General features: G+C 56.0%; 24 protein-coding genes. 7 read left to right on the top strand and 17 right to left on the bottom strand.

The window, feature by feature from the left end:
- Positions 1 to 22 precede the first annotated feature (22 nt).
- The 6 genes from uspE to ACOT1A_RS07350 all read right to left on the bottom strand — a co-directional run bounded on the left by uspE (position 23) and on the right by ACOT1A_RS07350 (position 6,895).
- Positions 23 to 973, bottom strand: a complete 951-nt coding sequence (gene uspE, locus ACOT1A_RS07375; RefSeq protein ID WP_003857535.1) for a universal stress protein UspE — start codon at positions 971 to 973, stop codon at positions 23 to 25.
- A 137-nt stretch (positions 974 to 1,110) separates the two neighbouring features.
- Positions 1,111 to 1,863: a fumarate/nitrate reduction transcriptional regulator Fnr gene (gene fnr, locus ACOT1A_RS07370; RefSeq protein WP_000611906.1), complete on the bottom strand. Its 753-nt coding sequence runs from the start codon at positions 1,861 to 1,863 to the stop codon at positions 1,111 to 1,113.
- 183 nt (positions 1,864 to 2,046) lie between these two features.
- Complete coding sequence (gene ogt / locus ACOT1A_RS07365) at positions 2,047 to 2,562, bottom strand: methylated-DNA--[protein]-cysteine S-methyltransferase (RefSeq protein ID WP_015570643.1); 516 nt, start codon at positions 2,560 to 2,562, stop codon at positions 2,047 to 2,049.
- A gap of 9 nt (positions 2,563 to 2,571) precedes the next feature.
- Positions 2,572 to 4,098: a p-aminobenzoyl-glutamate transporter gene (gene abgT, locus ACOT1A_RS07360; RefSeq protein ID WP_276170099.1), complete on the bottom strand. Its 1,527-nt coding sequence runs from the start codon at positions 4,096 to 4,098 to the stop codon at positions 2,572 to 2,574.
- Between the two features lie 41 nt (positions 4,099 to 4,139).
- A complete protein-coding gene (locus ACOT1A_RS07355) occupies positions 4,140 to 5,585 on the bottom strand; it encodes a M20 family metallopeptidase (protein WP_063148148.1) in 1,446 nt (481 codons plus the stop codon).
- Positions 5,585 to 6,895, bottom strand: coding sequence for a M20 family metallo-hydrolase (locus ACOT1A_RS07350; RefSeq protein ID WP_046620074.1), 1,311 nt, complete (start codon positions 6,893 to 6,895; stop codon positions 5,585 to 5,587). Before ACOT1A_RS07350 ends, ACOT1A_RS07355 begins: the two co-directional genes overlap by 1 nt.
- A 175-nt stretch (positions 6,896 to 7,070) precedes the next feature.
- On the opposite strand from ACOT1A_RS07350, the gene ACOT1A_RS07345 reads away from it, so the two are divergent.
- A complete protein-coding gene (locus ACOT1A_RS07345) occupies positions 7,071 to 7,982 on the top strand; it encodes a LysR family transcriptional regulator (RefSeq protein ID WP_046620072.1) in 912 nt (303 codons plus the stop codon).
- 350 nt (positions 7,983 to 8,332) lie between these two features.
- Entirely contained in the window at positions 8,333 to 8,896 is a 564-nt protein-coding gene (gene smrA, locus ACOT1A_RS07340) for a DNA endonuclease SmrA (protein ID WP_023299979.1), read from the top strand.
- 9 nt (positions 8,897 to 8,905) lie between these two features.
- Here smrA and tcp read toward each other — a convergent pair whose 3' ends face one another.
- Positions 8,906 to 10,564 carry a methyl-accepting chemotaxis citrate transducer gene (gene tcp / locus ACOT1A_RS07335; protein WP_193543328.1) on the bottom strand — a complete coding sequence of 553 codons (1,659 nt, stop codon included), beginning with the start codon at positions 10,562 to 10,564 and terminating at the stop codon, positions 8,906 to 8,908.
- Positions 10,565 to 10,708: 144 nt separating this feature from the next.
- On the opposite strand from tcp, the gene ACOT1A_RS07330 reads away from it, so the two are divergent.
- Entirely contained in the window at positions 10,709 to 11,575 is an 867-nt protein-coding gene (locus ACOT1A_RS07330) for an aldo/keto reductase family oxidoreductase (protein WP_023299981.1), read from the top strand.
- Positions 11,576 to 11,621: 46 nt separating this feature from the next.
- On the opposite strand, the gene ACOT1A_RS07325 is transcribed toward ACOT1A_RS07330, so the two are convergent.
- Positions 11,622 to 11,822 carry a hypothetical protein gene (locus tag ACOT1A_RS07325; protein WP_022647949.1) on the bottom strand — a complete coding sequence of 67 codons (201 nt, stop codon included), beginning with the start codon at positions 11,820 to 11,822 and terminating at the stop codon, positions 11,622 to 11,624.
- A 634-nt stretch (positions 11,823 to 12,456) separates the two neighbouring features.
- Here ACOT1A_RS07325 and ACOT1A_RS07320 point away from each other — a divergent pair.
- Positions 12,457 to 14,886 carry a glucose/quinate/shikimate family membrane-bound PQQ-dependent dehydrogenase gene (locus ACOT1A_RS07320; protein WP_276170098.1) on the top strand — a complete coding sequence of 810 codons (2,430 nt, stop codon included), beginning with the start codon at positions 12,457 to 12,459 and terminating at the stop codon, positions 14,884 to 14,886.
- Between the two features lie 86 nt (positions 14,887 to 14,972).
- Here the strand turns inward: ACOT1A_RS07320 and pqqF are convergent, their stop codons facing one another.
- The 7 genes from pqqF to ACOT1A_RS07285 all read right to left on the bottom strand — a co-directional run bounded on the left by pqqF (position 14,973) and on the right by ACOT1A_RS07285 (position 21,625).
- Positions 14,973 to 17,249 (bottom strand): pyrroloquinoline quinone biosynthesis protein PqqF, encoded by a 2,277-nt coding sequence (pqqF, locus tag ACOT1A_RS07315; protein WP_276170097.1) that lies wholly within the window; start codon positions 17,247 to 17,249, stop codon positions 14,973 to 14,975.
- Between the two features lie 5 nt (positions 17,250 to 17,254).
- Positions 17,255 to 18,397, bottom strand: a complete 1,143-nt coding sequence (gene pqqE / locus ACOT1A_RS07310) for a pyrroloquinoline quinone biosynthesis protein PqqE (protein ID WP_022647952.1) — start codon at positions 18,395 to 18,397, stop codon at positions 17,255 to 17,257.
- Complete coding sequence (gene pqqD, locus ACOT1A_RS07305) at positions 18,384 to 18,662, bottom strand: pyrroloquinoline quinone biosynthesis peptide chaperone PqqD (RefSeq protein WP_003857508.1); 279 nt, start codon at positions 18,660 to 18,662, stop codon at positions 18,384 to 18,386. The genes pqqE and pqqD overlap by 14 nt, the downstream gene beginning before the upstream one ends.
- Before the next feature lie 2 nt (positions 18,663 to 18,664).
- The gene (gene pqqC / locus ACOT1A_RS07300) at positions 18,665 to 19,420 is read right to left on the bottom strand and encodes a pyrroloquinoline-quinone synthase PqqC (RefSeq protein WP_023306095.1); all 756 of its coding nucleotides are present in this window, start codon (positions 19,418 to 19,420) and stop codon (positions 18,665 to 18,667) included.
- 2 nt (positions 19,421 to 19,422) lie between these two features.
- Complete coding sequence (gene pqqB, locus ACOT1A_RS07295; RefSeq protein ID WP_048965714.1) at positions 19,423 to 20,340, bottom strand: pyrroloquinoline quinone biosynthesis protein PqqB; 918 nt, start codon at positions 20,338 to 20,340, stop codon at positions 19,423 to 19,425.
- Positions 20,341 to 20,395: 55 nt separating this feature from the next.
- On the bottom strand, positions 20,396 to 20,467 hold the full coding sequence (pqqA, locus tag ACOT1A_RS07290; protein ID WP_002905689.1) for a pyrroloquinoline quinone precursor peptide PqqA: 72 nt from the start codon (positions 20,465 to 20,467) through the stop codon (positions 20,396 to 20,398).
- Between the two features lie 138 nt (positions 20,468 to 20,605).
- Positions 20,606 to 21,625, bottom strand: a complete 1,020-nt coding sequence (locus ACOT1A_RS07285; RefSeq protein WP_276170096.1) for a dipeptidase — start codon at positions 21,623 to 21,625, stop codon at positions 20,606 to 20,608.
- A gap of 255 nt (positions 21,626 to 21,880) precedes the next feature.
- Between ACOT1A_RS07285 and ACOT1A_RS07280 the strand changes: the two genes are divergently transcribed.
- Positions 21,881 to 22,327: a hypothetical protein gene (locus ACOT1A_RS07280; protein ID WP_022647956.1), complete on the top strand. Its 447-nt coding sequence runs from the start codon at positions 21,881 to 21,883 to the stop codon at positions 22,325 to 22,327.
- Between the two features lie 67 nt (positions 22,328 to 22,394).
- Here ACOT1A_RS07280 and yajD read toward each other — a convergent pair whose 3' ends face one another.
- A complete protein-coding gene (yajD, locus tag ACOT1A_RS07275; protein ID WP_006808895.1) occupies positions 22,395 to 22,742 on the bottom strand; it encodes an HNH nuclease YajD in 348 nt (115 codons plus the stop codon).
- Between the two features lie 208 nt (positions 22,743 to 22,950).
- On the opposite strand from yajD, the gene ACOT1A_RS07270 reads away from it, so the two are divergent.
- Together ACOT1A_RS07270 and ACOT1A_RS07265 are read left to right on the top strand one after the other, a co-directional pair.
- A complete protein-coding gene (locus ACOT1A_RS07270) occupies positions 22,951 to 23,985 on the top strand; it encodes an LLM class flavin-dependent oxidoreductase (RefSeq protein ID WP_023299989.1) in 1,035 nt (344 codons plus the stop codon).
- Positions 23,978 to 24,925 (top strand): zinc-dependent alcohol dehydrogenase family protein, encoded by a 948-nt coding sequence (locus tag ACOT1A_RS07265; protein ID WP_276170095.1) that lies wholly within the window; start codon positions 23,978 to 23,980, stop codon positions 24,923 to 24,925. Before ACOT1A_RS07270 ends, ACOT1A_RS07265 begins: the two co-directional genes overlap by 8 nt.
- Here ACOT1A_RS07265 and ACOT1A_RS07260 read toward each other — a convergent pair.
- Entirely contained in the window at positions 24,922 to 25,962 is a 1,041-nt protein-coding gene (locus ACOT1A_RS07260; RefSeq protein WP_003857467.1) for an AI-2E family transporter, read from the bottom strand. The two genes, ACOT1A_RS07265 and ACOT1A_RS07260, sit on opposite strands and share 4 nt — an antisense overlap.
- Positions 25,963 to 26,011 lie beyond the last annotated feature (49 nt).

Here is a 26,011-nt window from a genome sequence, read left to right as displayed (position 1 = left end):
CCGGCGGGCTTTCATTTTGGGGTCAATCGTCTTCCTCATCGTCCAGTTCAACCGGCGTCTGATACTGATCCGGCTTGATAACCAGAAGGTCGCAGCGAAGATGGTCGATCACCTGCTCGGCGGTATTACCCAGGAACGCGGCAGAAATACCGGTCCGGCCAATGGTGCCCAGCACCACAATCCCGGCCTGCAAATGCTCCGCCAGATCCGGAATAACCTCTTCCGGTAACCCTTTTTCTACGTGGGTCATGTTCTCATCGATACTGAATTTCTGGCGCAGCGCTTTCATGGCTAGCAGATGCTGACCGCGAATCGCATCGTTATACACGCTCGGGTCAAATTCAGGCAGCTCGATGGCGATATTGATTGGCGTAACCGGATAGGCTCCCACCAGATGGACTTCGGTATGGTTAACCTGGTCGGCAAGCTGAAGGGTCTCCTTCACCAGCTTCTCGTTCAGCGAATTGTGATAATCCTCTTCGCTGGCCAGATTGACCGCCACGACGGCTTTCCCGCCCTCAGGCCACGGCTGATCTTTCACCATCCATACCGGACAAGGGCATTTGCGCAGCAGGTGCCAGTCGGTCGGGGTGAAAATCACGGATTCCAGTTTGTCATGCTGGTGCGCCATTTTCAGCAGCAGGTCATGCCCACCGGCCACCACTTCCTGAATAATGGCTTCGAAAGGACGGTTGTGCCAGACCACCTTGATATCGATAGGTACGCCCGCTTCCAGATAATACTTCGCCTGCTCGCGGATCCACGCGGTACGCTGGCTGATCACTCCCTGACGCATAGCGGTGCGCTCGTCAGGCGACAGAAGGGTGGTCATCTCGTATGAGAAGTCATAAATCGGCAAAAAGGCTTTAATTTTGCCACCAATCCGTTGATGTAAATACACAGCACGTCGTAATGCTGGCTGATCGTCCTGATTCGGATCGATAGCCACCAGCATATTTTGATACTTTGCCATACAGGTCTCCTTACTACTGTCACCACAGTCTGTATGTAAAAGAGTAACCTATATATCTTGAATGAAACAGGGGGGAAGTTTTTGCCAGATCAATAATCATGAAAATTTATCGACCTGGCATAAGATATCCGGGAGAGTTATGCCACGTTACGTGAGTGACCCGCCAGAATGGCCAGCGCTTCACCGTTTTCAATGGTGATGTACTTACCTTTAACCGCCAGCATTCCGCTCTTCTGGAAACGACCCAGCAGACGGCTGATGGTTTCCACGGTCAGGCCCAGATAGTTACCAATATCGCCACGCGTCATGGTCAGACGGAATTCGCGTGGGGAGAAGCCACGTTCCGCGAAACGGCGGGAGAGGTTATAGATAAAGGCGGCCAGACGCTCTTCGGCATTCTTTTTGGAAAGCAGCAGGATCATATCCTGATCGCCTTTGATCTCACCGCTCATCAGACGCATCATCTGCTGACGCAGGTTCGGCATCTTACCGGACAGATCGTCCAGCGTTTCAAACGGGATTTCACAAACCATAGAGGTTTCCAGCGCCTGAGCAAAGCTCGGGTGATGGCCACTGCCGATGGCGTCAAAGCCGACTAAATCGCCCGCCAGATGGAAGCCAGTGATCTGCTCGTCGCCCTGTTCGGTAATGGTGTAGCTTTTGATGGTGCCAGAACGGATAGCATAGAGCGATTTCAGTTCGTCTCCCGCTTTAAACAGCGTCTGCCCTTTCTGAATAGGCTTTTTGCGCTCGATGATATTGTCAAGCTGATCGAGTTCATGCTCATTCAGAGTAAACGGGATACAGAGCTGGCTGATGCTGCAATCCTGGCAATGGATAGCACAACCGCCAGACTGAATGCGTCGTATAATTCGCTTTTCCGGGATCATAGGTTTGCTCAAGCCTTAATTGATATTGGTCAATTTTAACATCTTTTTGGTAAGGACGTAAGTCTGGCAAACCCCCAATAAAGACAAGAGACGGCAGCGAGCTGCCATCTCCTTGAAATTCCACAGAATGATTAAGGATTATTAGCCTAACAGGAAGAAAATTAAGCACAAAAAGCCTGGGAATTACAGCAGAAAATACCCTTCGTGACGCAGCAGCCACTCTTTACGCTGTACGCCCCCGGCATAGCCGGTGAGGGTGCCGTTGCGCCCGATCACGCGATGGCAAGGCACCACAATGCTGACGGGATTTGAGCCATTTGCAGCACCGACTGCGCGCGCCGCGCCGGCACGGCCAAGCTGCTCTGCCAGCTGACCGTAGTGCATCACCTGCCCGCAGGGAATGTTACGCAGCGCCTGCCACACCTCGCGCTGAAAAGGGGTACCCGCCGTGGCGGTTGGCAGGGTATTAATAATGCTGAGATCGCCCTCGAAGTAGGCCGTCAGTTTATCGCTCAGCCCGCCAGGATTACGGGCTGTAATACGCTCGTAACCCTCGGCGCGATAATGAATGTTGAGCAGCTCAACCATCCGGTCGCTGTGCTCTTCCCACTCAACAGCGCGAAGATTGAACGCTTCATCCGCGATAACCCACAGCGGCCCCAGCGGTGTCGCAATCTTGTCTTCGAGTAATCTCAGCATCAGTATTCCTTAGTTCAGCCTCGGGTAAATACCCGGTCCAATCGGCAGGCCGACAAGATACCACGCCACCAGCATCACCAGCCATACCCCTAAGAAGATAAGCGGATAGGGCAAGACCAGCGAATAGTAGGTACCCAGCTTAGCCTCCGGTCTGTAGCGTTGCAGGAAGCCTAAAAACAGCGGAACGAAGGGTGACACGGGCGCCAGCGGGATCACTGAGGAATCGGCGACACGGAACAGGATCTGGGCGAACGCCGGATGAAAGCCGAGCATCATAAACATGGGGACAAAGATGGGGGCCAGAATCGACCAGATGGCCGACCCGCTGGCAATAAACATGCACAGCAGGGACGACAGCAGCGCCAGGCCGACAAACGCCGGAACCCCGCTCAACCCCGCCGCCTCCAGCGCGTCCGTCAGGCTCACGGCCATAAATTTGCCCATGTTGCTCCAGTTAAACATGGCCACAAACTGCGCCAGCGGGAACACCATCACGATAAAACCCGCCATCTCCTTCATCGGCTCGATCATCAGGTGCGGCAGATCTCCCTGACGGCGGATTTTACCGGTAGCGATGCCGTAGGCGAGCGAAACGACGAAAAAGAAGAGAATTATCAGCGGCACAATACCCTGAATAAACGGCGAGGGAAGTACGGTGTGTTTGATTGGATCGCGCAACACGCCATTCTCCGGCACCACCATCAGCGCCACAGCCGCAATGAACGCCAGCGAGACGATCCCGGCGACGCGCAGGCCGAATTGCTGCTCTTTGCTCAGCGTCTCCAGCTTTTCATCGCTCCGGCCTTCCCATTTACCCAGGCGCGGCTCAACGATCTTATCGGTAATCAGCCCCCCGACAATCGTCAGGACAATCACCGAACTGGCCATAAAGTACCAGTTGTCGATCACGCTGACGTGCATGGCCGCATCGATGGTGCTTGCTGCCTCCGTGCTGATGCCGGAGAGCAGCACATCGGTGGTCACGATAAGCAGGTTAGCAGTAAACCCACAGCCGACGCCTGCGATCGCCGACAGCAGGCCTGCAACAGGATGACGGCCAACGGCAAGAAAAATCAGCGCCCCCATCGGCGGCATGATCACCAGCGCCGCGTCGGACGAGATATGACTGAAGAAGGCAATAAACAGCACCATATAGCTGGCATAACGCGCGCTGACATGCGAGGCCATTTTCACCATCAGCGCGGGCAGCAGACCCACACGTTCGGCCAGACCCGCGCCTAACACCAGCGCCAGGATGGCGCCCAGCGGCGCAAAACCGCTGAAGTTTTTAATCACGTTCGGCAAAAACCAGTGCAACCCCTCCACGCTGAGCAGATTTTTTACGGCCACCATGCTGCCGTCGGCCGGGCTGCGCATGCTCACATCAAAGGCGGACAGCACGGCTGTCGCGACCATCAGGATGACAATTAAATAGATAAAAAGCAGGAAAGGGTGCGGCACTTTATTGCCGATCCTTTCAACCCAGCCATAGAGCTTACCGGATGGGGAATGCGAAGGTATGGAAGACATACTCATGGGCGTTCCTCGGGACTGTTGTTGTGTTGTGTTGTGTTTTTTTATTTTAAAGGTGACGGTGTCACGTCCTGTGGGATCGGACACTCGTACGGTTTTTCTGTTATGTGTTGTTCAAATTCTTCCCGACATTTTCGCAGCAGGTCGGCATCCTGAAGCAGATGCAGCGCGGTCGCGCCCATCACTTTTCCGGCCAGCAGCATGCCTTTATGGGCAATAGAGGTACGCCCCTGCGCCACCAATTGCCAGGTATGCAGCGGGGTGCCGACGGTAAAACAGGGGCTAAAGCACTGTGCGACAGGCATCTTCCAGCTGACATCCCCCACGTCGGTGGAGCCTGCCAGCACGTTATCGGTGATGGCGTAAGGGGCAACTTCATCCACCAGTAGCGTCTCGTGATGGCGTCGGGCAAAGGCTTTTCCCTCTTCGGCTCCCGTTGCGGCAATGTTTTTCAGGCTGTTTTGCAGGTCGTTTGCCGTGAGCGTGGCGCGGATTTCACGGGCAAATTCGCGTTCTTCTTCCGTCCAGTCCGGCGTGCCGTAATGCTGCAATGCGCGGTACATGGCCGCTTCGAGCGTACGGTTCGGCAGATAGCTGGAGCAGGCTTTATCAAAGCGACACTCGACAGTGGTTTCGGTCATCATCGCCGCGCCCTTGGCGATTTTCTCGATGCGCGCGTAGATCTGCTGCGCATCGGCCATCTCCGGAGCGCGGATCAGGTACAGCACTTCTGCCTGAGCCTGCACCACGTTAGGCGAAATCCCGCCGGTATCGGTGATGGCGTAATGAACGCGCGCTTTTTCAATGATGTGTTCGTTGAGGAAGTTTGTGCCGGTGGTCATCAACGTCACGGCATCCAGCGCGCTACGTCCCAGATGTGGGGAGTTTGCGGCGTGGGCGGCGATCCCCTTAAACCGCCAGGCGGCCTGAATATTGGCCAGCGTGCTGACGTTAAACATCCCGGCAAAGGCTTCCGGATGCCAGGTCACGGCAGCGTCCACGTCGTCAAATAATCCTTCACGCACCATAAAGGTTTTACCGGAGCCGCCTTCCTCGCCGGGGCAGCCGTAAAATCGTACCGTTCCGCTGCCGCCGTGCTGTTCCAGCCAGCTTTTCACCGCCACCGCACCGGCAAAGGCAGCAGTACCCAACAGGTTATGCCCGCAGCCATGGCCGTTAGCCCCCGGGGTGGCGGATTGCGCCGTCGCGCAGTGCGCCTGCTGGCTCAACCCGGCCAGGGCGTCGTATTCGCCCAGAAGGGCGATAACGGGCTTGCCGCTGCCGTAGCTGGCAATAAAGGCGTTGGGAATGCCTCCGGCTTCCCGCATCAGGGTAAAGCCCTCGGCTTCCAGCGCGCTGGCAAGCCGTTCGGCGGACCAGAACTCTTCAAAGCGCGTTTCGGGATGATCCCAGATGTCGTCGGCAATATCGGTAAACGTCTGACATCGCGTGTCGATGGCATCAGCGATAAAAGCGTAGTTCTCCTGCATTACACACCTCGCGTCCACGGGAAATTAAGCGCAGTTCGCGCCAGTGTTTCGATGGCAACGTTCATCACCTGCTCATCAAAATCGAATTTTTCGTTGTGATGTCCGGCGCTCAGTTCGGTGCCGAAGACCATATACGAGGCCATGCCGCCGTTCTGCTGCACGCGGGCCATCATTAGCGTGGCATCTTCGGAGCCCGCAGGCGCTTTGACCTTATTAATGGCATGAGTCACGCCGGGCACCTGGCTTGCCTGTTCGCGCAGATAATCGACCCAGGCCGGGGAGGGGGCACTGGAGGTCGCCGCCCCCATCAGGTTTATCCCGGCTGTTACGCCGTAGAGCGCTGCCGCGCCGGTAATCACCGCCTGCGCGCGATCGAAGACATACTGATTAATGGCCTCGCTTTCACCGCGGGTTTCAACCTTAAGTAACGCATTAGCCGGAACCACGTTGCGTCCGCTGCCCGCCTGCATGACTCCGACGTTAACCCGGGACGCGCCTTCGCTGTGGGGCGCGATGCCATGCAGCGCGATAGCGGCCTGGGCCGCCGCGAGCAGGGCGTTACGGCCCTCTTCCGGTTTACCGCCAGCGTGTGCGGCAACGCCGGTAAAGCGCACGTCAAATTTAGTGGTCGCCATGAAGTTATCGCTGCCGCAGATCACCGTCCCTTCCGGAACGCCGGTTCCAATATGAATGGCGGTAAAGTAGTCCACGTCGTCCAGCGCCCCTGCAGCGACCATAGCGCGGGCGCCGCGCGTACCCTCTTCGGCAGGCTGGAAGATCAGTTTGATGGTGCCGTTGAGCTGGGCTTCATGCTGCTTAAGCACCTGCGCCAGCCCCAGACCAATGGTGGTGTGGCCGTCATGCGCGCAGGCGTGCATCATGCCCGGGTTACAGGAGGCAAAACCGTCGCGGTACGGCCGGTGGCTGTCGTCATGCGCTTCGCTCAGATCAAGCGCATCCATGTCCACGCGAAAGGCCAGCGTCGGGCCGGGGCGACCGGTATTCAGGGTCGCGACAATGCCGGTGAACCCGCCTTCGAACGGCGCGAGCCATTTCTCCGGTGCGCCTTGCGCGCGGGCGCGGGCAAATTCCCGCGCCAGGGTTGCGTCATCGGGCAACCCCATCCGGCTTTCGGCATCCACGACATCGCGACCCATCGCCAGCTCGTAACCCAGCGAGTCCAGGATCTCCGAGACTTTCGCGGCAGTGCGAAACTCCACCCAGCCGGATTCCGCGAAATGGTGAAAATCGCGACGCCATGCGCTCAGTTGGGGGGCTAATGTGTGGATGTACTGCGCCAGTGCGTTCATATCTTTTCCTGTCATCATTAAAATATGTGAACTGCTTCACGCTGTGATAGTTTTTACTTATCACTAAGCGATTTTTCACAGTTTTAACCGTTCAGGAATTACCCTCGCACATCCGATTCCATTAAAGTAGATGACAGTTTCTTTATTCTGATAAACAACGGTTATCGGTCGGGCTATGTCATTTCAGATTAAATTTCATCAAATTAGGGCTTTTGTCGAAGTGGCGCGTCAGGGCAGTATTCGCGGAGCCAGCCGGGTGCTGAATCTTTCGCAGCCCGCGCTTACTAAATCCATTAAAGAGCTGGAAGAGGGCATGGCGGCACAGCTGTTTGTGCGCCGGAGTAAAGGTGTCGCCCTGACCGAGTGCGGGGAAGGGTTTTATCACCGCGCTAATTTGATTCTGGAAGAGCTTCGCGCAGCGCAGGATGATATCCGTCAGCGTCAGGGGGAGCTGACCGGGCAGATCAATATTGGGATGGGTGCCAGCGTGGCGCGCAGCCTGATGCCCGCCGTTATCTCCCGTTTTCATGCGCAGCATCCTCAGATCAAGGTGCGGATTATGGAAGGTCAGCTGGTATCAATGATCAATGAATTACGCCAGGGTGAGCTGGACTTTACCATCAATACCTATTATCAGGGGCCTTACGATCACGAATTTACGTTTGAAAAACTCTTTGAGAAACCTTTTGCGGTATTTTGTCGGGAAGGACATCCGGCGTTGGGGGCTACCTCTATTAATGAACTTCTTCATTATAACTGGACAATGCCAACGCCGCGGGGAAGTTATTATAAGCAGCTTGAGGATATATTTCATCATCGCTCGCAGATACCGCGTATTGGCGTCGTTTGCGAAACCTTTTCGTCCTGTATTAGCCTTGTCGCACAAAGTGACTTCCTGAGCGTGCTGCCGCAGGAGCTGGGCTGCGACCCGCTGCTGGCGCACCGGCTGGTCATGCTGCCGGTTGTGGAAACACTTCCCAGAGCGGCCTATTATTTAATTCAGCGCCGTGATGCACGCCAGACGCCCCTGGCTGAATCATTAATTACACAATTCAGAAGGGAAGCGAGAAAAATAGTTTTATCGTGAAATTGCCAAAGAAAAAATAGAGCCTGTCCGACATCAGACAGACCCTACAGTACACACAGCAGTGCGTCCTTTCGCAAATCCTGGGTATTATATCCATGAGGCAGGTATATTTAGGTATAACATCTTTCCTGAAAAAAGAAAGGCGGCACGTCATTGGTTTTACAAAATTTCAACGCAAATCACTTATTTTAACTCTGCTGTAGTTTTAGTTAAGTAATATTTAAATAACTTTAATGGTAGCTATATATATTCATCAGATTAATATTTATCTTGCCCCTTGCGGTAAGGGTTATTGAGGCCCCTGCCCGGTGCAGGTATAGTACAAGCCCCGATGTGCCCGGAGGATTTCCATGAACCCTGACGACAAATCACTTTTTCTTGACGCCATGGAGGATGTCCAGCCCCTGAAACGCTGCACCGATATCCACTGGCAGCAAAGCCGTAATACCCGGGTTCGCCAGGAGATCGATACCGAGCAGCTCGACAACTTTCTCACACTGGGTTTCCTGGAACTCTTGCCGCTTGAAGAGCCGCTGATGTTCCAGCGCGAGGGCGTTCAGCAGGGCGTTATTGACAAGCTGCGCTCGGGTAAATACGCCCGACAGGCCAGCTTAAATCTGTTGCGTCAGCCCGCCGAACGCTGCCGCCAGATGCTGTACGCCTTCATTCGCCAGGCCAGCCGCGACGGTTTACGTAACCTGATTATCATTCACGGGAAGGGCCGCGAGCAGAATTCGCACCCGAACGTGGTGCGCAGTTATCTTGCCCGCTGGTTAACTGAGTTCGAGGACGTGCAGGCTTTCTGCGTGGCGCTGCCGCATCACGGCGGCAGCGGGGCATGTTATGTTTCACTCCGAAAATCCGATGAGGCGAAACAGGAGAACTGGGAACGTCACGCCAAGCGCAGCCGTTAACGGTAAGGCCTAGAACGTCTCCCAGTATGTGTCACCTGAGGCACTGACCGTGGCGGGACGCAACAGTTGCGGTGCTTTTGTATTTTTTGGCCGCGGAGCGGTGTTTTCCTGCATGTTCAGCCGGAATGCCGCCACGGCCTGGCGCAGCTGTTCAGACTGATCTTCCAGCGCCGCCGCCGCCGTTGCCGACTCCTGTACCAGCGCGGCGTTTTGCTGCGTTACGCTGTCCATCTGCGAGACCGCCAGGCTGACCTGTTCAATACCGCGGCTTTGCTCGTCAGACGCCGACGAGATTTCAGCCATAATATCGGTTACGCGTGTCACGGCCGCGACGATCTCTTTCATGGTCGCACCCGCCTCGCTCACCTGTTCCGAGCCGGTATTCACCCGGCTGACGGAGTTTTCAATAAGCCCTTTGATCTCTTTTGCCGCCTGCGCGCTGCGGCTGGCCAGCGTCCGTACTTCGCCTGCCACGACCGCAAAGCCGCGGCCTTGTTCGCCGGCACGGGCGGCTTCAACCGCCGCGTTGAGCGCCAGAATGTTGGTCTGGAAGGCAATGCTATCGATAACGCCGGTGATATGCGCAATTTGCTGAGAACTGTCGGCAATGTCATTCATGGTACGCACTACATTATTCACCACCTGGCCGCCGCGTGCGGCGGTTTCAGACGCATTCTTTGCCAGCAGCGTCGCCTGACGAGCGTTATCCGAGTTCTGTTTCACCGTGGCCGTCAGCTCTTCCATGCTGGCGGCGGTCTCTTCCAGCGAGGCTGCCTGCTGCTCGGTTCGGGCGGAAAGGTCGTTACTCCCGGCGGCAATTTCTCCTGCGCCCGTGTAGATAGAATCTGTGCTGCCGCGCACGGCGCTGACGGTGCTGACCAGCGACTGTTGCATCTCATGCAGACCGGCGGCCAGCTGGCCCATTTCGTTGCGCCCGGTAATCGCGACGTTTTGCGTCAGATCGCCGCTCGCGATGGTGCGAATATGGTTCATGATGGCGTTGAGCGGTCTCAGGAGCAGGTGCTGTAAACCCTGCCAGATCACCACCAGCACGGCGATAACGGTCAGGAAGATCGCCGCCAGCGTCCACTGCATCTGGGTAAAGCTGTTCTGGTTCTCTTCGGCGGCGGCTTTCAGCAGGACGTTGTTTTCCGCGCGCCAGCGGGTATAGACCGCCTCCATCTCATCCTGCGCCTGCTGGGCGTCCAGGTCGCCATAGGCCTGATAGTTATCGGCGCGCAAGTACGCAATGGACAAGCGCATTACCTCGTGCATGTTCTTCCAGGCTTTCTGCATCTCTTCGGTGAGCGCGGCATTTTGCCCCTTCACCTGCGGAATCGCCTGCCAGTTTTTGTAATAGTCTTCGGCTTTGGCCAGCGAACCATTGGCGGTGCCCAGCAGCGTGTTGATCGCTGCGAGAGAGGCCGGGTCGCGCTGGTTTTTCAGGTAGCGGATCGCCACGCGGGTGACGGTAACGCGCGTTTTCACCAGGGTGTTCACACTGTCGCTCAGGCTCTCCTGCTGGGCATTGAGCAACCCGGAGTTCTGAAAGTTGTGACGATCGTTGTTAACGGCAGAGTAGAACAACCCTCCCGTGACAACTTGCAGCAGACAGAATATGGTGAGGGCAAAGATAATACCGGTAATCACGTGCAGATTTTTCAGCATGGCGGTCATCCGTAATAGAAGAGGCAGGGTTACATCAATACTATCGTCGTAGCGAATTTAAACTTTAATTTTACTATTGCTTAACTAATGGTTTCGTTGCGGAACCTGTTGTAAACCCGGATCATTTTTATGAGGAAGGTCAGCATGAGCAGCATAGATAAATGCGGAACATTCACGCTCGGAACGCGTACGGTTAAACGGTTTGGCTATGGCGCGATGCAGCTTGCCGGACCTGGCGTTTTTGGTCCGCCAAAAGACAAAAATGCGGCGCTGGCGGTGTTGCGTGAAGCGGTAGAGTCGGGGGTAAATCACATTGATACCAGCGATTTTTACGGCCCCCATGTGACCAACCAGCTTATTTGCGAGGCGCTTCATCCCTACCGGGACGACCTTACGATTGTGACCAAGATCGGAGCCCGACGCGGCGAGGACGCCTCCTGGCTGCCGGCGTTTTCCGCCCAGGAGCTGACGCAGGCGGTGCATGACAACCTGCGCAACCTGAAGCGAGATGTGCTGGACGTGGTTAACCTGCGGATCATGTTTAGCGCCCACGGACCAGCGGAAGGCTCGATTGCCGCGCCGCTAAGCACCCTCGCGGAGCTGCAACAACAGGGGCTGGTTCGCCATATTGGGCTGAGCAACGTCACTGCTTCGCAGGTGGCTGAAGCGCAGAAGATGGTTTCCGTGGTATGCGTACAGAACATGTACAACGTGGTGAATCGCGGTGACGATGCGCTGGTAGATTCGCTGGCGCAGCAGGGGATTGCCTGGGTGCCGTTCTTCCCACTGGGTGGTTTCACGCCACTGCAATCTTCCGGGCTACAGGCGGTGGCGGATTCACTGGATGCGACGCCTATGCAGGTGGCGCTGGCATGGCTGCTGCAACGCTCGCCAAATATCCTCTTGATCCCGGGTACTTCTTCGGTGGCGCATCTGCGTGAAAACCTGGCGGCAGCCGATCTGGTATTGCCGCCTGAGGCGCTGGAGACGTTAAATACGCTGGTGGAGTAATCCAGACAGCAGCAAAAGCCCGGGGGATTTTTCGGGCTTTTGGTGTTTATGACGCAATCTGATTCCTTTGGCGGTGAAGTGCTAACGCTTCCGCCACGATTTCCTGCTTACTTTTCCGTGTTTCATACGCAGTAATGCGGATGTACTCCATCAGCGCTGGATCGATGCGCGCACTTAACATCCTGAGATCGGCCTCCTTTGCTACACCGCGAGCAACACGCTTGTCGGGATAATCACGGGCTGGCATAGAAAACGTCCTCCAAAAATTGTCTTGTTAATTTGTGCTGTAAAATATGCGCTAGTCTTGGTGTAAAGTCAATGGCTAGTGAAGGCGCAGTGAACTACTGTTTGGATTTTCTGTGATTCAAGACTTCATTAAGTGATTTAATAGTGTTTGTATTGCCACTCTGTGAGTCCGCTTTGATGCGGAAAGTCACATTTTCAGTGCTGATAATGACGGAATGTTCAACGCACCAGACGCTCTAAAATTATTGATAATTTCTTCCTGAAAATTAACTCAGGTTTATCCCTGTGCTTATTCATGGTTATTGCTTAATTAAATCTTCTGTTTGAAGGCTCAGCTGTAAAAATCTGACGCTATAAGACCGGCCTTGGGGGAATCCTGATATTAATCCTTTAAGCAACTTCCGGCTGGTCATATATTCCAGCATAGGTGACGTAGTTAGCGATATTCGCTATTTTAACCCTGTTAAATCCATGTAATTTCGCTGGTTTTCATTTCTTCCGACATAATAGATTTTGTCTACGGTCTCTTTTTAATTTATGCTTCGCATACGAACAATTAGCGTTGTGCAGGGTTTTAACATCGTGGCAGTTAATAAAACCCTGCTTTATATAAAGTAATCAGGAGATTCATTTTTATGTCAGACAATAATCCCCGCCCATTGGGCTGGTTAGGCCCGTGGTGCCTGCTGGTGGGTGTGGTACTTCTTGTGACGGGGCTGTTTTTTGCCATCGGCGGTTTTAAACTGGCTTCCCTGGGGGGGAGTTGGTACTTTCTCATTGCCGGGGTTTTCACGCTGCTCTCTGCTATTCAGTTTTTCCGCCGCAAGTCCTCTGCCGTAGGGCTGTTTGCTCTGGTGTTTCTTGGCACCCTGATTTGGGCATTTTTCGATGCCGGACTCGACTTCTGGCCCCTGGTTTCCCGATTAATGGTACCCGCCGGGCTGATGGTGCTGGCAGCAGCCACCTGGCCTGCATTGCGTAAGCGTGAAGGAAAACCGTCCTCCACGAAAGGGGCGATAGCGGTCTGCGCGGTCCTTATTATCGGCATGGGCGTCACCTTTGTTCAGATGTTTCAACCCCATCCGACCGTGCCGTTTAGCGGCGAAAAGCGCCCGCTGGTGCCGGTAAAAGAAGAGGCGAAACAGCAGAACTGGGATCACTACGGTAATACGGCTGGCGGTAGTCGCTTTGTGGCGCTGGACCAGATAACCCGTGACAACGTGAAAAACCTGAAACCGGTCTGGACATACCATACCGGTGATATTCCGCAAAGTCCGGATGGCAATGGCGCAGAAGATCAGCAAACGCCGCTACAGGTAGGCGATAGTGTCTTCCTCTGTACGCCGCATAACAACGTGATCGCCGTGGATGCCGATAGCGGGAAAGAGATCTGGAAAGCGGAAATCAACGCTAAGTCTGCCATCTGGATGCGCTGCCGTGGCCTGGCGTACTTTGATGCCACCAAACCGCTGGCACAGCCAACGGTAGCCGGCTCCACACCGGTTCTGCCAGCGCAGGTCGCATCGGGCGCGGCATGCCAGCGCCGTATCCTGATGAATACCATTGACGGTAAGCTGATCGCGTTAGACGCCGATAACGGCAAATTCTGCCCGGACTTCGGTACTAACGGCAGCGTTAACCTGCATGAAGGAATGGGCGACGCGTCAGATCCAACCTATGTGTTGACGTCGGCCCCGACGCTGGCGGGTACCACGGTCGTGGTTGGCGGCCGCGTTGCGGATAACGTCAGCACCGATATGCCGGGCGGCGTAATACGTGGTTATGACGTGATCACCGGCCAGCTGCGCTGGGCGTTCGATCCGCGTAATCCGGATCCGAACTATGTTCTGAAGCCGGGCGAACACTACAAACGCAGCTCCGCAAACTCCTGGGCCCCTATGTCCTGGGATGCGTCGATGAATACCGTGTTTATCCCGATGGGAAGTTCCTCTGTCGACCTGTGGGGCGCTGACCGTATTCCGGAAGATCACAAATACGCCACCTCAATTCTCGCTCTGGATGCGACTACCGGGAAAGAGAAGTGGGTATACCAGACCGTGCATAACGACCTCTGGGATTTCGATATCCCGATGCAGCCGAGCCTGGTTGATTTCCCAACGAAAGAGGGCAACAAGCCCGCGGTGGTAGTGGGCACTAAAGCGGGGCAAATTTACGTTCTCGATCGCCTGACGGGTAAACCGCTCACTGAAGTGAAAGAGGTTCCGGTAAAACCAGCGGATATTCCACGTGAACAGTACCCGGCAACGCAGCCTCGCTCTGTGGGGATGCCGCAGATTGGCGCAGAAACCCTGAAAGAATCGGATATGTGGGGGGCGACGCCGTTTGACCAGCTGGCCTGTCGTATCAGCTTCAAATCAATGCGTTATGACGGTCTGTACACGATGCCGGGAACCGATATTTCCCTGAGCTTCCCGGGCTCGCTGGGGGGAATGAACTGGGGCAGTTTGTCCACCGATCCGAACAACCAGTATATCTTCGTCAATGACATGCGTCTGGGCCTGTGGGTTCAGCTGATTAAGCAAGATCCGCAGAGCGCGGTGGCAAACACGGGCGGTGAAGCCGTGAACGCCGGGATGGGCGCCGTTCCGATGAAAGGAACGCCGTATTCGGTCAACAAAAACCGTTTCATGTCACCGCTGGGCATTCCGTGCCAGAAACCACCGTTTGGCTCTCTCTCCGCCATTGACCTGAAAACGCAGAAAATCGTCTGGCAGGTGCCGGTCGGTACCGTACAGGATACCGGTCCGTTTGGGGTAAAAATGCGTATGCCAATGCCTGTCGGTATGCCGACGCTGGGCGGTACGCTGGCCACGCAGGGCGGTCTGGTCTTCATTGCGGGAACCCAGGATTACTACCTGCGCGCCTTTGATTCCTCTACGGGGGAAGAAGTGTGGAAAGCGCGTCTTCCGGTGGGTAGCCAGGGCGGACCTATCAGCTATGTATCACCGAAAACCGGCAAACAGTACATTCTGATCTCTGCTGGCGGAGCACGCCAGTCGCCGGATCGTGGTGACTACGTGATTGCCTACGCGCTGGATAAATAACAGCGAAATAAGCAACCTGGCCCCGTCGAAGTACGGGGCTTTTTTTTGACTAAAAACCACGGATATGAAGAAAGCGGCGGGTCCGGTCAGCCCGTTAAAAGCACCCGCCAGCGACGGCGATGGCGAGTCATCTCGCGCCATAGTGCGATTATCTCGTCATGTTGCAGGGCATCAACAGCCTGCGGCGTTAACACCGGTAAACCATAGCGCTGGCGCAGGGCGGCTACTGCCGTGGCGCTGGCATTCATCGGTGACCGGATTTGCATCGCCAGCTGCTGTCGCAATACGCTGAACGCCGTCTCATCGCACAGCGTCAGCTCACGCAAAAATTGTTTGCAGCAACCCAACAGGTTCACGGGAGAGCGGTCAGGCGACTGTAACGCCAGCAGCAGGCCATCGCGATCGGCAATACGCTGATAACGACAGCTGACCACGTAGCCAATCTGCTGTTCCACGCGCAGGCGCTGGAAAAATTGCGGTTCGCAGCATAATGCCAGCAGCCGCAGCGCGGCGAGCGACGCGCCCGGCGGCAGGGGAATAAACACCAGCAGCGCCGAATCCGCGCTGGCGTGCGGAATGTGTTCGATCCCGCTGGGACAACCGCTTAATGGCGTCGGCTTAGCGTTAACCGGCGCCCGGAGCAGGCCAAGCTGCCGGGCTAACCCGTGCGCGTGTGCGACGCTGCCGCCAACTAGCGCCGCCAGCCAGCCGTCCCGTGGCGGATCCGATGCCAGACGTTCAGGCAATTGCTGAAGCAGCTCACGGATGGCAATGCCTTCTGGCACTGGCGTAAGAGCCGGGGCGGGGTGGGAGAGGCGATCGATTATCGCCCCGATGATGTGTTCCGCCGTCACCACGGCGTCAGGAAGCCGCAGGGTGAGCTGCCAGCTACCGTCAACCGTTTGCCACTCGCCGCTGCCGTCAATATGGCGCAGTTCAGCAAGGAGAGGGCGTAACTGTTTGCCCATCGCCACCCCCTGCGCCCGTTCCACGCACGAATAAAAAGGCCTGCGCAGGATCAGCGTTGGCGGTTGTGTCTGCGCCGACAAATGCAGCAGCGGAGCGGCTTCTGACGTCGGGGCTGGCGTAACATACCTGGCAGTCTGCGGGTAGAAGGAAAACGCGATGGGGCTATCATCTGCAACCGGCTGGCGACGCCAATGGCTAAGCGGCAGAGCAAACCCCTGGCTGACGATAATTTCAGCGGTTTCAATTTTTTTGCAGGCCAGATACGAGGTGGGCGCCGCCAGTAAATCGGCACAAAAGGCGGAAAAACTTACGGGCGCCGCACCGGGCGCAAAACCGAACGCCCGCTGGCGCAGCTGCTCCAGCGTCGGCAGGGCGCTGAAACGCTGCTGTGCCAGCCGATAATAATGCCGCTGCTGCTCATCCGTCGTTTGCTGTAGCGCCCGTAGCCAGTGGGTAATATGCGGGTCAACCTCCTCGGGTCGTTCGCTATCAACCGTTAGCGCCAGCCAGCCGTTATCGTTATCCTGATAAAGCCAGTTCAGGGCGACATCTTCTGCCAGCCCGCGCTCCCGCAGCCCGGCAATCAGGCTTCCGGGGGCGTCGTCCAGTAAAAACTCCCGAAATAAGGTGACGTTGTCACTTTTTCGAATTAACGGACAACGCCACAGTGCGGGTCGCTCCGTCACTGCCAGCTGAAAATCTCCCTCAGCGCTAAGACGCAACGGGGGAGCGGTTTCAGGCATGCCACCAGAAGCAAAACCGGACGCAAACGTATGGGCAAGCTCGGCCAGCGCATCCAGCGTTTGCGGCCCTTGCAGCCACAATTGCAGGTGTCCGGCCACATAATAGCGCCGATGAAAGTCGCGCAACGCGGTTTGCAGCGATCCCGTGTCCTGCCCCAGAGAATCCTGGCTACCTACCTGAAAACGGCGAAAAACTGTGGGTTCTTCCATCGCGTGGCGTGCCGCCGCTTCGCGCCTGGCGGAATCATGCTGCTGGATGAGCCGGTTTTCCGCATCAATGACCGCCACTTCGCGCTGTATGTCATCGCATGAAAGCAGCGGCGCCTGCAACATATCCCACAGTCGTGCGACGCCGTCGGACAGGTTATCGGCGGCCACATCGAAGAAAAATGCGCTGTGGCGAGCCAGCGTGGTGGCATTGACGCTACCGCCCTGACGCTGGACCCAGGCCATGAGTCGATCGTCGCCCTGATAGCGCTGGCTACCGCGGAACAGCAGGTGCTCAAGTAAATGCGCAAGACCGGCGAAGCGCGGTGGCTCGTGATGGCTTCCGGCACTCACGCGCGCAAGCGCCGCCGCGCGTGTCGCCTGCGGCTGATGCACCAGCGTTGCGCGTAAACCGCCTGCCAGCTCCACGATGCGGGGGGTCATTATCGTTACAGTTCCCGGGTTTTATAGATAAGCTGAGAACGGGTACGGTTGCGGAACTGAAGCTGGCCGATTTTCATATCGCTACAGGCTGCTTCGCGTCGCGCGTCCAGAATTTTATGATGATGCGGCGATTTGCTGCACACCGGATCGGCGTTATCAGCATTCCCGGTGAGCATAAAGGCCTGGCAGCGGCAGCCGCCGAAGTCCTTCTCCTTTTCATCGCAGGAGCGGCACGGCTCCGGCATCCAGTCAAACCCGCGATAGCGGTTGAAGCCGAAAGAGTCATACCAGATGGATTCCAGACTCTGATCAAGCACCGAGGGGAACTCCACCGGTAGCTGGCGCGCGCTGTGGCAGGGCAGCGCCGTGCCTTCCGGGGTCACGCTGAGGAAAATCGACCCCCAGCCGCCCATACAGCCTTTTGGTCGCTCTTCGTAATAATCAGGGGTGACGAACAGCAGGTTGGTCAGATTGCCGCTGGCGGCCATTTTTTGCCGATAGTCGGCAACCACGCGTTCCGCGCGGGCGATCTGTTCTCGCGTCGGCAAAAGGCCCTGACGATTAAGGAACGCCCAACCGTAGAACTGGCAGGTGGCAAGTTCGACGTCGTCGGCGTCCAGTTCAATGCACAGCTCGATGATTTTATCGATCTGGTCGATGTTGTGCCGGTGCAGGACGAAATTCAGCACCATCGGGTAATCGCGCGCTTTGACCGCTTTGGCCATCGCCAGCTTCTGCTGGAAGGCTTTTTTATTCCCCGCCAGCGCGGCGTTGAGCACTTCATCGCTAGCCTGGAAGCTAATCTGGATATGGTCCAGACCGGCCTCGCTGAACGCGTCGAGCTTGCTTTCCGTCAGGCCAATTCCCGAGGTGATCAGGTTGGTATAAAAACCGAGATCGCGGGCGGCGCGGATCAGCTCCGGCAGATCTTTACGCGTCAACGGTTCGCCGCCGGAAAAACCTATCTGCACGCTGCCCATCGCCCGCGCCTGGCGGAAAACCTCAATCCACTGTTCAGTGGTCAGCTCCTGATCCTGCCGGGCAAAGTCCAGCGGGTTAGAGCAGTAAGGACACTGTAGCGGACAGCGATAGGTCAGCTCCGCCAGCAGCCACAGCGGTGGATTGACGGCGGGTTTATTCTGGCTCACGGAAAATAATCCACTTCTGTTGATAAGCGATTTGCAGGAATTCTACGACGTCGTCATCCACGCCGCCGGCTTCCGGGAACCGTTCGTTGAGTATGGCAATGATGGCCGCCGCGTCGCGTTGGCCATCGACCAGTTCGAGGATTGCGGCCGCGGTCTCATTGAGTTTAGCCATGCCTTCCGGATAAAGGATGACATGGCTGTCCTGAGCGGCTTCCCATTGCAGGCGATAGCCGCGACGAAAGGCGACGATGGAGTTTTTTTGCATGCTTATACCAGTCGGGTTGTGTGCCAGGCCGCTTTGTCGGTGACCGTGTGATAGGGCGGACGCTGTAGCGCGTAGGCCATGGTCATCGCGTCGAGCATCGACCACAGGATATCGAGTTTGAACTGAAGGATCTCCAGCATCCGATTCTGCTTTTCTGCGCTATCGCAGTAACTCTTCGCCAGCTCCAGACCGTGTTCAACGTCGCGGCTGGCCTGGCTGAGGCGGCTGCGGAAATAAAAATAGCCTTCCTCTTTGATCCACGGATAGTGCTGCGGCCAGCTGTCGAGACGCGACTGATGAATTTGCGGGGCAAACAGTTCGGTGAGCGAACTGCATGCCGCCTCCTGCCAGTTGGCGCGGCGGGCGAAGTTAACGTAAGCGTCCACGGCAAAACGAACGCCGGGCAGCACGTGGCGTTCGCTGATTAAGTCGTCGCGGCTAAGCCCTACGGCTTCGCCCAGCTGTAGCCAGGCTTCGATCCCGCCGTCATGACCGTTGCTGCCGTCGTGATCGAGGATCCGCTGCACCCATTTTCGACGCGTGTGCGGATCCGGGCAGTTCGCCATAATGGCCGCATCTTTCAGCGGGATCGTCGTCTGGTAGTAAAACCGGTTCGCCACCCAGCCCTGGATCTGCTCGCGGCTGGCCTCGCCGTTATGCATCGCGATATGGTACGGATGGTGAATATGATAGTAGGCGCCTTTCGCCCGGAGGGCGTGTTCAAACTCTTGCGGCGAGAGCGTTTCACGAATGTGCATAGTTAGTCCTGAAGCGTGATGGTCATCCCGTCCCAGCTCACTTCAATTCCCTGCTGCGTGAGGGCGTGACGCTGCGGCGACTGCTCGTTAAGGATCGGGTTAGTGTTATTAATGTGAATCAGAATCTTGCGCTTTGCCGGCAGTGAGGCCAGCAGCGCCATCATGCCGTGTTCATCGCCAAGCGCCAGATGGCCCATATCGCGGCCGGTATTGCGCCCGACGCCAGCGGCCTGCAGTTCATCGTCCTGCCAGACGGTGCCGTCAATCAGCAGACAGTCCGCTTTTTTAAGCCACGGCAGGATGTCGTCATCGGGTTCACCGAGACCCGGCGCGTAGAACAGCGTCTGACCGTTGCGGCGGTTTTCGATAAACAGCGCCACGTTATGCCCCGGCAGCGGGCGGTCGCGCCACGGCGAATAGGGCGGTGCGTTACTGGCGATGGGGACAGCGGTAAACTGCAAATCAGGGCAGGCTTCCACGCTAAAGGCGGTGAGCGGCGCAATCGGATGATGAACCAGGCCGCCGTTCCAGTGCCGGAGCATGGTAAAAATCGGGAATCCGCTGGAAAGATCTTCATGCACCTCTGGCGTACACCATACCTGATGCGGACACCCCTCGCGCAGGCTGAGTAGCCCAGTGGTGTGGTCAATCTGGCTGTCGGTGAGAATAATGCCGCCAATATGCGTGCCGCGCAGAACCTCTTTCTTATTCAGTTCTGGCGTATGGGCAATCTGCTGGCTGATATCGGGCGAGGCGTTACACAGTATCCACTCTTCGCCGTTATCGCTGACGATGATCGACGACTGGGTGCGGGGGGTCGCCTGAAGGGTACCGTTGCGCAAACCCTGACAGTTGGCGCAATTACAGTTCCACTGAGGGAAACCGCCGCCGGCGGCGGAACCGAGGACTTTAATAAACATGAAGATAGGCCAGGTAGTAAAACAAAAATGCCCGCACGGATGGCGGGCTGAGCGATTAGCGGTTGGAAATGTACAGCGTCACTTCCAGGCCAAGACGTAAATCAATAAAAGCAGGTTTCTTCCACATCGTTTTTTCCTCTTTAAAAATGCAGCACCAACACCATTGTTTGTGCCAGTTTTGTGATGGTCATCAAATAATGCGTCACAGTGGGGCAAAGCTCAACCCGAAAGATGTAAGGAATTAACGTAATGTTTACAACGTAACCTATTGTTGCCAAACATTTTGCAATACCTTTTGCCAGTTGCCCCACAGCAGCTTATTCAGCACAAATTGATCATAGCCGCTGTCACGCAACGCGCTGATTAGCCGCGGTAAACCACTCACATCATGCAAATCATCAGGTAACGTAATGCCGTCAAAATCGGAGCCCAGCGCAACATGATCTTCGCCCATGATGTTAATAAGATAGTCGATATGGCGAACGATTGTGCTCAGCGGGGTATCGCTATCGCGTTTACCGTCGGCGCGCAGAAAGGCGTTGCCGAAATTGATCCCTGCCACGCCGCCGCTGTCGCGGATAGCCAGCAGTTGCCGATCGGTCAGATTACGCGGTTGCGGGCACAGCGTATGGGCGTTGGAATGGGTGGCGACCAGCGGTGAAGAGGAATGACGAGCAGTATCCCAGAACGCCTTTTCATTCATATGAGAAACGTCAATCAGCATGTTCAGGGCGTTAGCGTGCTTAATGAGGGCGATACCCTCTGCGGTAAGCCCTGGGCCGCTGTCCGGGCTGCCGGGAAACGCCCCGTTAACGCCGGTGCCAAAACGGTTAGCAATGTTCCAGAAAGGCCCAATGCTGCGCACGCCAGCGGCATAGAAAGCCTGTAGATCGCCACCCTCGCCGTCAAAACCGCCCGCACCCTCAATATGCGCCACCATCGCCAGCACCTTATCCTGACGGCAGCGTTCGATATCTGCCGCGCTCAGGCACAATCGCGCCCGTCCATCGGAGTGTGCGACAAGCTGCTTGAGGATCGTCAACTGTTGCCAGAGAATGTCGATTGGTTGCCACGGCTCGCTGGCGTAGTGCGGCGCCATGCGGGCGATATACTCCTGCGGCGGCACGAACAGCGCGAACAGCCCGCCGGAAAATCCGCCTTGCTGCATGCGCGGATAATCGAGGTGTCCGTTCTCAATGCCGGAAAAGAAGGCCGTTACCGGATCCTGGCGATGATGAAGCCATAAATTAAGCAACAGGTCATTGTGACCATCAAAAATCGCCATAGCGCATCCCACTGTTTTTTATTGCTGCGAAAGTTGCCTGGCACGATAACCGATTTGTCCGGTCCGGCAAGGAGAAACTTACAACTTAGCAGCAATTGTTAATAACGCTTAACCCTGAGGAGATCCGCACATCATATTGCGTGGCGAGATAAGAGCATTTCCCGTTCCATCTGCGATTGCATCGCGTACGTTCCCTGAGCTACCGGGCTACGCTATACTTCGCCACTTTGAGTTATGCGTGGCAGGTAACGAAATATGCGGGAGAGCATTAATTTTCTTTTCGTAGTGCTGTCTTTCACGGCACTGATTATGCTGATGCGCTTTTTCATCAGGCGTATTCGGCATCCAAAGCGCATCGTTGCCGACAGCCGGGGAATGAAAAAAATCTCTACCCATCCTTCCTGGTTTGGCGGATCGTCAGGTAAAACCTACTTTTATGATGAGCAGTATTTATACGAGGTCATAAATAGCGTCACCCGTAAAATTGAGCTGGCCGCTATCGTAAAAATTAAGCCGGGCTCGACAGTGGTAAATAACAGGCGGATCTGGTCTGTGAGCTATCTTGAGGGAACCCGTGAAAAACAGGTGCAATTTTATAATAATCTGACGGTGTTTAATCAAAACTTTGCTGCGTTTTTAGAGGCTGTAAAACGCGTGAATCCTGAAGCCGATATTAAGGCCGTCTCCTTGTTCAATCTGTGACTGGAATACATTGCCTTTATCTTTCTGACTGCCCATACGGCAGGTATGGGCAGTAAAGCTGCCGATATTACTTCTTCTTGTTCATCATCGCCTTGAGATCGGCAAAGGGGTTAAACGTGGCGACACCCACGTCTTTTTGCGCATCCTCACCTGCGACAACGGTGGTGCCATACTGATCCGCTTCGGTGTACTTTGAGTGTTCGTGGTCATGGCAAAACAGGCACAACAACTCCCAGTTACTGCCATCTTCCGGATTATTGGTGTGATCGTGGTCGATATGGTGGACCGTGAGTTCACGAAGATTCGAATACACAAACTCCCGCGAGCAGCGTCCACAGACCCACGGGTAAATTTTTAGCGCTTTTTCACGGTAGCCGCTTTCCAGCCGTGCGTAGTTTTTGGGGATCAGAGCCATTGCTGATGTTACCTGTTAAAAAAGAGAATAGTTCACACTATATCCCATTTTGAGATGCCAGGAGAATGCCTCCTCTGCGGGAAGGCAGCGTGCGATTTGCGTATTTCTGTCAGTTTATTTGAAGCATTCCGTTAAATAATCACCATTTATTCTCATCGGTTAATGCGTAGAGTAGGGATAACGCAATGCTTTATCAGGATACTCCACTATGAAAAAGATCGGATTTTTGTCGTTTGGTCACTGGACGCCGTCTTCCCAGTCCGGCACGCAAACCGCAGCTGACACGCTGCTACAGTCCATCGATCTGGCTGTCGCCGCTGAAGAGCTGGGCGCGGACGGGGCTTATTTCCGCGTGCACCACTTTGCCCGCCAGCTCAGTTCGCCATTCCCCTTGCTGGCTGCGATAGGCGCGAAAACCAAACGCATCGAAATCGGTACGGGCGTGATCGACATGCGGTACGAGAATCCGCTGTATATGGCGGAAGATGCTGGCGCGGCAGATCTCATCTCCGGCGGGCGATTACAGCTTGGTATCAGCCGGGGCTCCCCGGAGCAGGTGATTGATGGTTGGCGTTATTTTGGTTACGTGCCGCAGGACGGGGAAAACGAATCTGATATGGCGCGCCGTCACACTGAGGTACTGCTTGATGTATTACGCGGTGAAGGGTTTGCGAAGCCTAACCCACAGCCGATGTTCCCAAACCCGCCGGGATTGTTGCGTCTGGAGCCGCATTCAGAGGGCTTACGCGATCGTATCTGGTGGGGGGCTGGCTCCAATGCAACGGCAGTATGGGCGGCAAAACTGGGGATGAACCTGCAAAGCTCAACGCTGAAAGATGATGAAACCGGTGAGCCGTTCCATATTCAGCAGGCAAAACAGATCCGTGCCTACCGACAGGCCTGGGCCGAGGCAGGGCATACCCGTCAGCCACGCGTTTCGGTCAGCCGCAGTATTTTTGCCCTGATGGACGATCGCGACCGGATGTATTTCGGTTCAAGCCGCAATGAGAGCGACAGCGTTGGCTATCTGGATGAGAAAACGCGGGCCATTTTCGGACGCAGCTATGCCGCAGAGCCAGACAAGCTGATTGAACAGTTGAGAAAGGATGAAGCGATCGCGGAAGCGGATACGCTGTTGCTTACCGTGCCGAATCAGCTGGGCGTGGAATACAACGCACATGTGATCGAGTCCATCCTGAAACATGTCGCACCGGAAATGGGATGGCGCGATCGCAATGCGTAATCTGGCCCTCTGGTATCGCCGGTTTGGTGAGCCTGAATCGGTACTGCAAGCGGAAACCACACCATTGTCACCGCGACAGCCGGGAGAGATACGTGTGCGCATGCTTTTTTCTCCGGTGAACGCCTCCGATCTCATCCCCATCACCGGGGCATATCGCCATCGCACGCCGCTGCCCGCAATAGCCGGTTATGAAGGGGTCGGAATAGTGACCGAAACGCCCGCCGCTTACCCGGCGATGCTGGGCAAGCGGGTTCTGCCGTTACGGGGGCAGGGAACCTGGCAGCGCTATGTCGACTGCCCGGTGGCGTATGCGGTTCCCGTCCCGGACGACATCGACTCGCTTCTTGCCGCGCGGGCGTATATCAACCCGCTTGCCGCTCAGATGATGCTGGACCGTTATCCTCCGGTCGGGAAAACGGTGCTGCTCTCCGCTGCCGGTTCTGACTGCGCCGTTCTGCTCGGGCAATGGGCACGCCAGGCGGGTGCAGAGGCGGTTTACGGGATCCATCGCTCGCCCGTGCACGCTCAACGTCTGGCTGAAATGGGGATCGTCCCGATTGCGCAAGATGATACGGCCGCCGTCAACGCTGCCGCCGCGCAAGCGGAGGTGGTGTACGACGCCACGGGCGGCAGCCTGGCGGAGGCGATCCTGAGCGTGATGCCCGAAACCGGTACCTTTGTCTGCTACGGGCTACTCTCCGGGCAGACCTTCCGGCAGCAGCGGCCGTTGCCGCGCGTGGCGTGGTTTCACATTCGTAACTATCTGGACGCGCTGAGCGCTGAGGCGTGGCAGGCGGAGTTTCGGCGCATCTGGCCTAAACTGCGCGCCAGCCAGTGCAGCGATGTTACCCTCTACCCGCTGTCGGAATGGCAGCGGGCAGTGGGCAACTACCGCGAAGCGGGAAGAACGGGCAAGCCTATGCTGTCGATGGACAATTAATCGGCCTTATGGCTCATGTCGCTCAGCAGTACAGCGATACTTTGTCCACCGGCGGTCTGCTCCAGGCCAATTTTGACAATAATTGTCAGCGGAACGGAGAGCAGCATGCCGACAGGCCCGAGCAGCCAGCCCCAGAAAATCAGGGACAGGAACACAACAAGAGTTGAAAGCCCCAGCCCGCGTCCCATTATCCGTGGTTCGAGAATGTTCCCGAAGACAAGGTTAATCACCAGATAGCCTGCCAGCAGAATCAGGGCATCATACAAACCGCTGAAAACCAGCACCTGAAGGATAGGGGGGATCGCCGCCAGCACGGAGCCAATGTTAGGAATATAGTTGAGCGCAAAGGCCAGCAGCCCCCAGACGAAGGCAAAACGCACATCCAGCGCGGCGAGCATCCCCCAGACCACTAATCCCGTCACGAGGCTGATGGCCGTTTTCAGCACCAGATAGCGTGAAACGCTGTCGAGCGCGCGCTGAATAGCACCCATTCCCTCTACCGGACGCACCATGATGTGCTGGAGTTTTGCAGGCAGCTGTGGAACTTCCAGCAGCATAAACACAACCGTCAGGAACAGCAGGAAAATCGAGGTCATGGCGTTGGAGAGCTGTGCCAGCAGGCTGGTGACAATCGTCATGGCGGCATTCGGATCGATGTATTTAAGCAGTTCCTCAACCGAGACTTCGATACCCGCGCGTTGCAGCCAGGGTTCAATTTGCAGCAGCGGGGTCGCCAGGGAAGAGCGGTATGTCGGCAGCGTCCGCGCCAGCTCGTTCAGGGAGGTTCCCAGATAGGCGACTAACAGCACCATCGCAACGATAATAATACTGATAAGCAGGCTTATCGCCAGCACACGCGGGATGCGCAGCCGCACCATTCGCTGCACCAGTGGATTGAGGATCACCGCGATAAAAAGCGCCAGGATAAAGGGCACGATGATATCGGCCGCAAAACGAACGCCGGTCAGAATGATCACCAGCATGCCCAGCATGATGACGATCTTAAGCCCGTTGAGGGTGATAATGGGTTTGGCCATGGACGTTCCTGAACAGTTTTTTATTTATAATAGAGGGGAAAGCGGATTA

Origin of the sequence: Enterobacter cloacae complex sp. SYL003 (genome assembly GCF_049236925.1) — a bacterium.
Taxonomy (GTDB): Bacteria; Pseudomonadota; Gammaproteobacteria; order Enterobacterales; family Enterobacteriaceae; genus Enterobacter; species Enterobacter intestinihominis.
The sequence above is the reverse complement of the archived record's forward strand: the minus strand, read 5'-3'. Positions and strand labels throughout refer to the sequence as shown.

Excerpts from the sequence above, each read along its gene's own strand:
- uspE (WP_003857535.1), bottom strand. The coding sequence starts at position 973 with ATGGCAAAGTATCAAAATATGCTGGTGGCTATCGATCCGAATCAGGAC.
- fnr (WP_000611906.1), bottom strand. The coding sequence starts at position 1,863 with ATGATCCCGGAAAAGCGAATTATACGACGCATTCAGTCTGGCGGTTGT.
- ogt (WP_015570643.1), bottom strand. The coding sequence starts at position 2,562 with ATGCTGAGATTACTCGAAGACAAGATTGCGACACCGCTGGGGCCGCTG.
- abgT (WP_276170099.1), bottom strand. The coding sequence starts at position 4,098 with ATGAGTATGTCTTCCATACCTTCGCATTCCCCATCCGGTAAGCTCTAT.
- ACOT1A_RS07355 (WP_063148148.1), bottom strand. The coding sequence starts at position 5,585 with ATGCAGGAGAACTACGCTTTTATCGCTGATGCCATCGACACGCGATGT.
- ACOT1A_RS07350 (WP_046620074.1), bottom strand. The coding sequence starts at position 6,895 with ATGAACGCACTGGCGCAGTACATCCACACATTAGCCCCCCAACTGAGC.
- ACOT1A_RS07345 (WP_046620072.1), top strand. The coding sequence starts at position 7,071 with ATGTCATTTCAGATTAAATTTCATCAAATTAGGGCTTTTGTCGAAGTG.
- smrA (WP_023299979.1), top strand. The coding sequence starts at position 8,333 with ATGAACCCTGACGACAAATCACTTTTTCTTGACGCCATGGAGGATGTC.
- tcp (WP_193543328.1), bottom strand. The coding sequence starts at position 10,564 with ATGCTGAAAAATCTGCACGTGATTACCGGTATTATCTTTGCCCTCACC.
- ACOT1A_RS07330 (WP_023299981.1), top strand. The coding sequence starts at position 10,709 with ATGAGCAGCATAGATAAATGCGGAACATTCACGCTCGGAACGCGTACG.
- ACOT1A_RS07325 (WP_022647949.1), bottom strand. The coding sequence starts at position 11,822 with ATGCCAGCCCGTGATTATCCCGACAAGCGTGTTGCTCGCGGTGTAGCA.
- ACOT1A_RS07320 (WP_276170098.1), top strand. The coding sequence starts at position 12,457 with ATGTCAGACAATAATCCCCGCCCATTGGGCTGGTTAGGCCCGTGGTGC.
- pqqF (WP_276170097.1), bottom strand. The coding sequence starts at position 17,249 with ATGACCCCCCGCATCGTGGAGCTGGCAGGCGGTTTACGCGCAACGCTG.
- pqqD (WP_003857508.1), bottom strand. The coding sequence starts at position 18,662 with ATGCAAAAAAACTCCATCGTCGCCTTTCGTCGCGGCTATCGCCTGCAA.
- pqqC (WP_023306095.1), bottom strand. The coding sequence starts at position 19,420 with ATGCACATTCGTGAAACGCTCTCGCCGCAAGAGTTTGAACACGCCCTC.
- pqqB (WP_048965714.1), bottom strand. The coding sequence starts at position 20,340 with ATGTTTATTAAAGTCCTCGGTTCCGCCGCCGGCGGCGGTTTCCCTCAG.
- ACOT1A_RS07285 (WP_276170096.1), bottom strand. The coding sequence starts at position 21,625 with ATGGCGATTTTTGATGGTCACAATGACCTGTTGCTTAATTTATGGCTT.
- ACOT1A_RS07280 (WP_022647956.1), top strand. The coding sequence starts at position 21,881 with ATGCGGGAGAGCATTAATTTTCTTTTCGTAGTGCTGTCTTTCACGGCA.
- yajD (WP_006808895.1), bottom strand. The coding sequence starts at position 22,742 with ATGGCTCTGATCCCCAAAAACTACGCACGGCTGGAAAGCGGCTACCGT.
- ACOT1A_RS07270 (WP_023299989.1), top strand. The coding sequence starts at position 22,951 with ATGAAAAAGATCGGATTTTTGTCGTTTGGTCACTGGACGCCGTCTTCC.
- ACOT1A_RS07265 (WP_276170095.1), top strand. The coding sequence starts at position 23,978 with ATGCGTAATCTGGCCCTCTGGTATCGCCGGTTTGGTGAGCCTGAATCG.
- ACOT1A_RS07260 (WP_003857467.1), bottom strand. The coding sequence starts at position 25,962 with ATGGCCAAACCCATTATCACCCTCAACGGGCTTAAGATCGTCATCATG.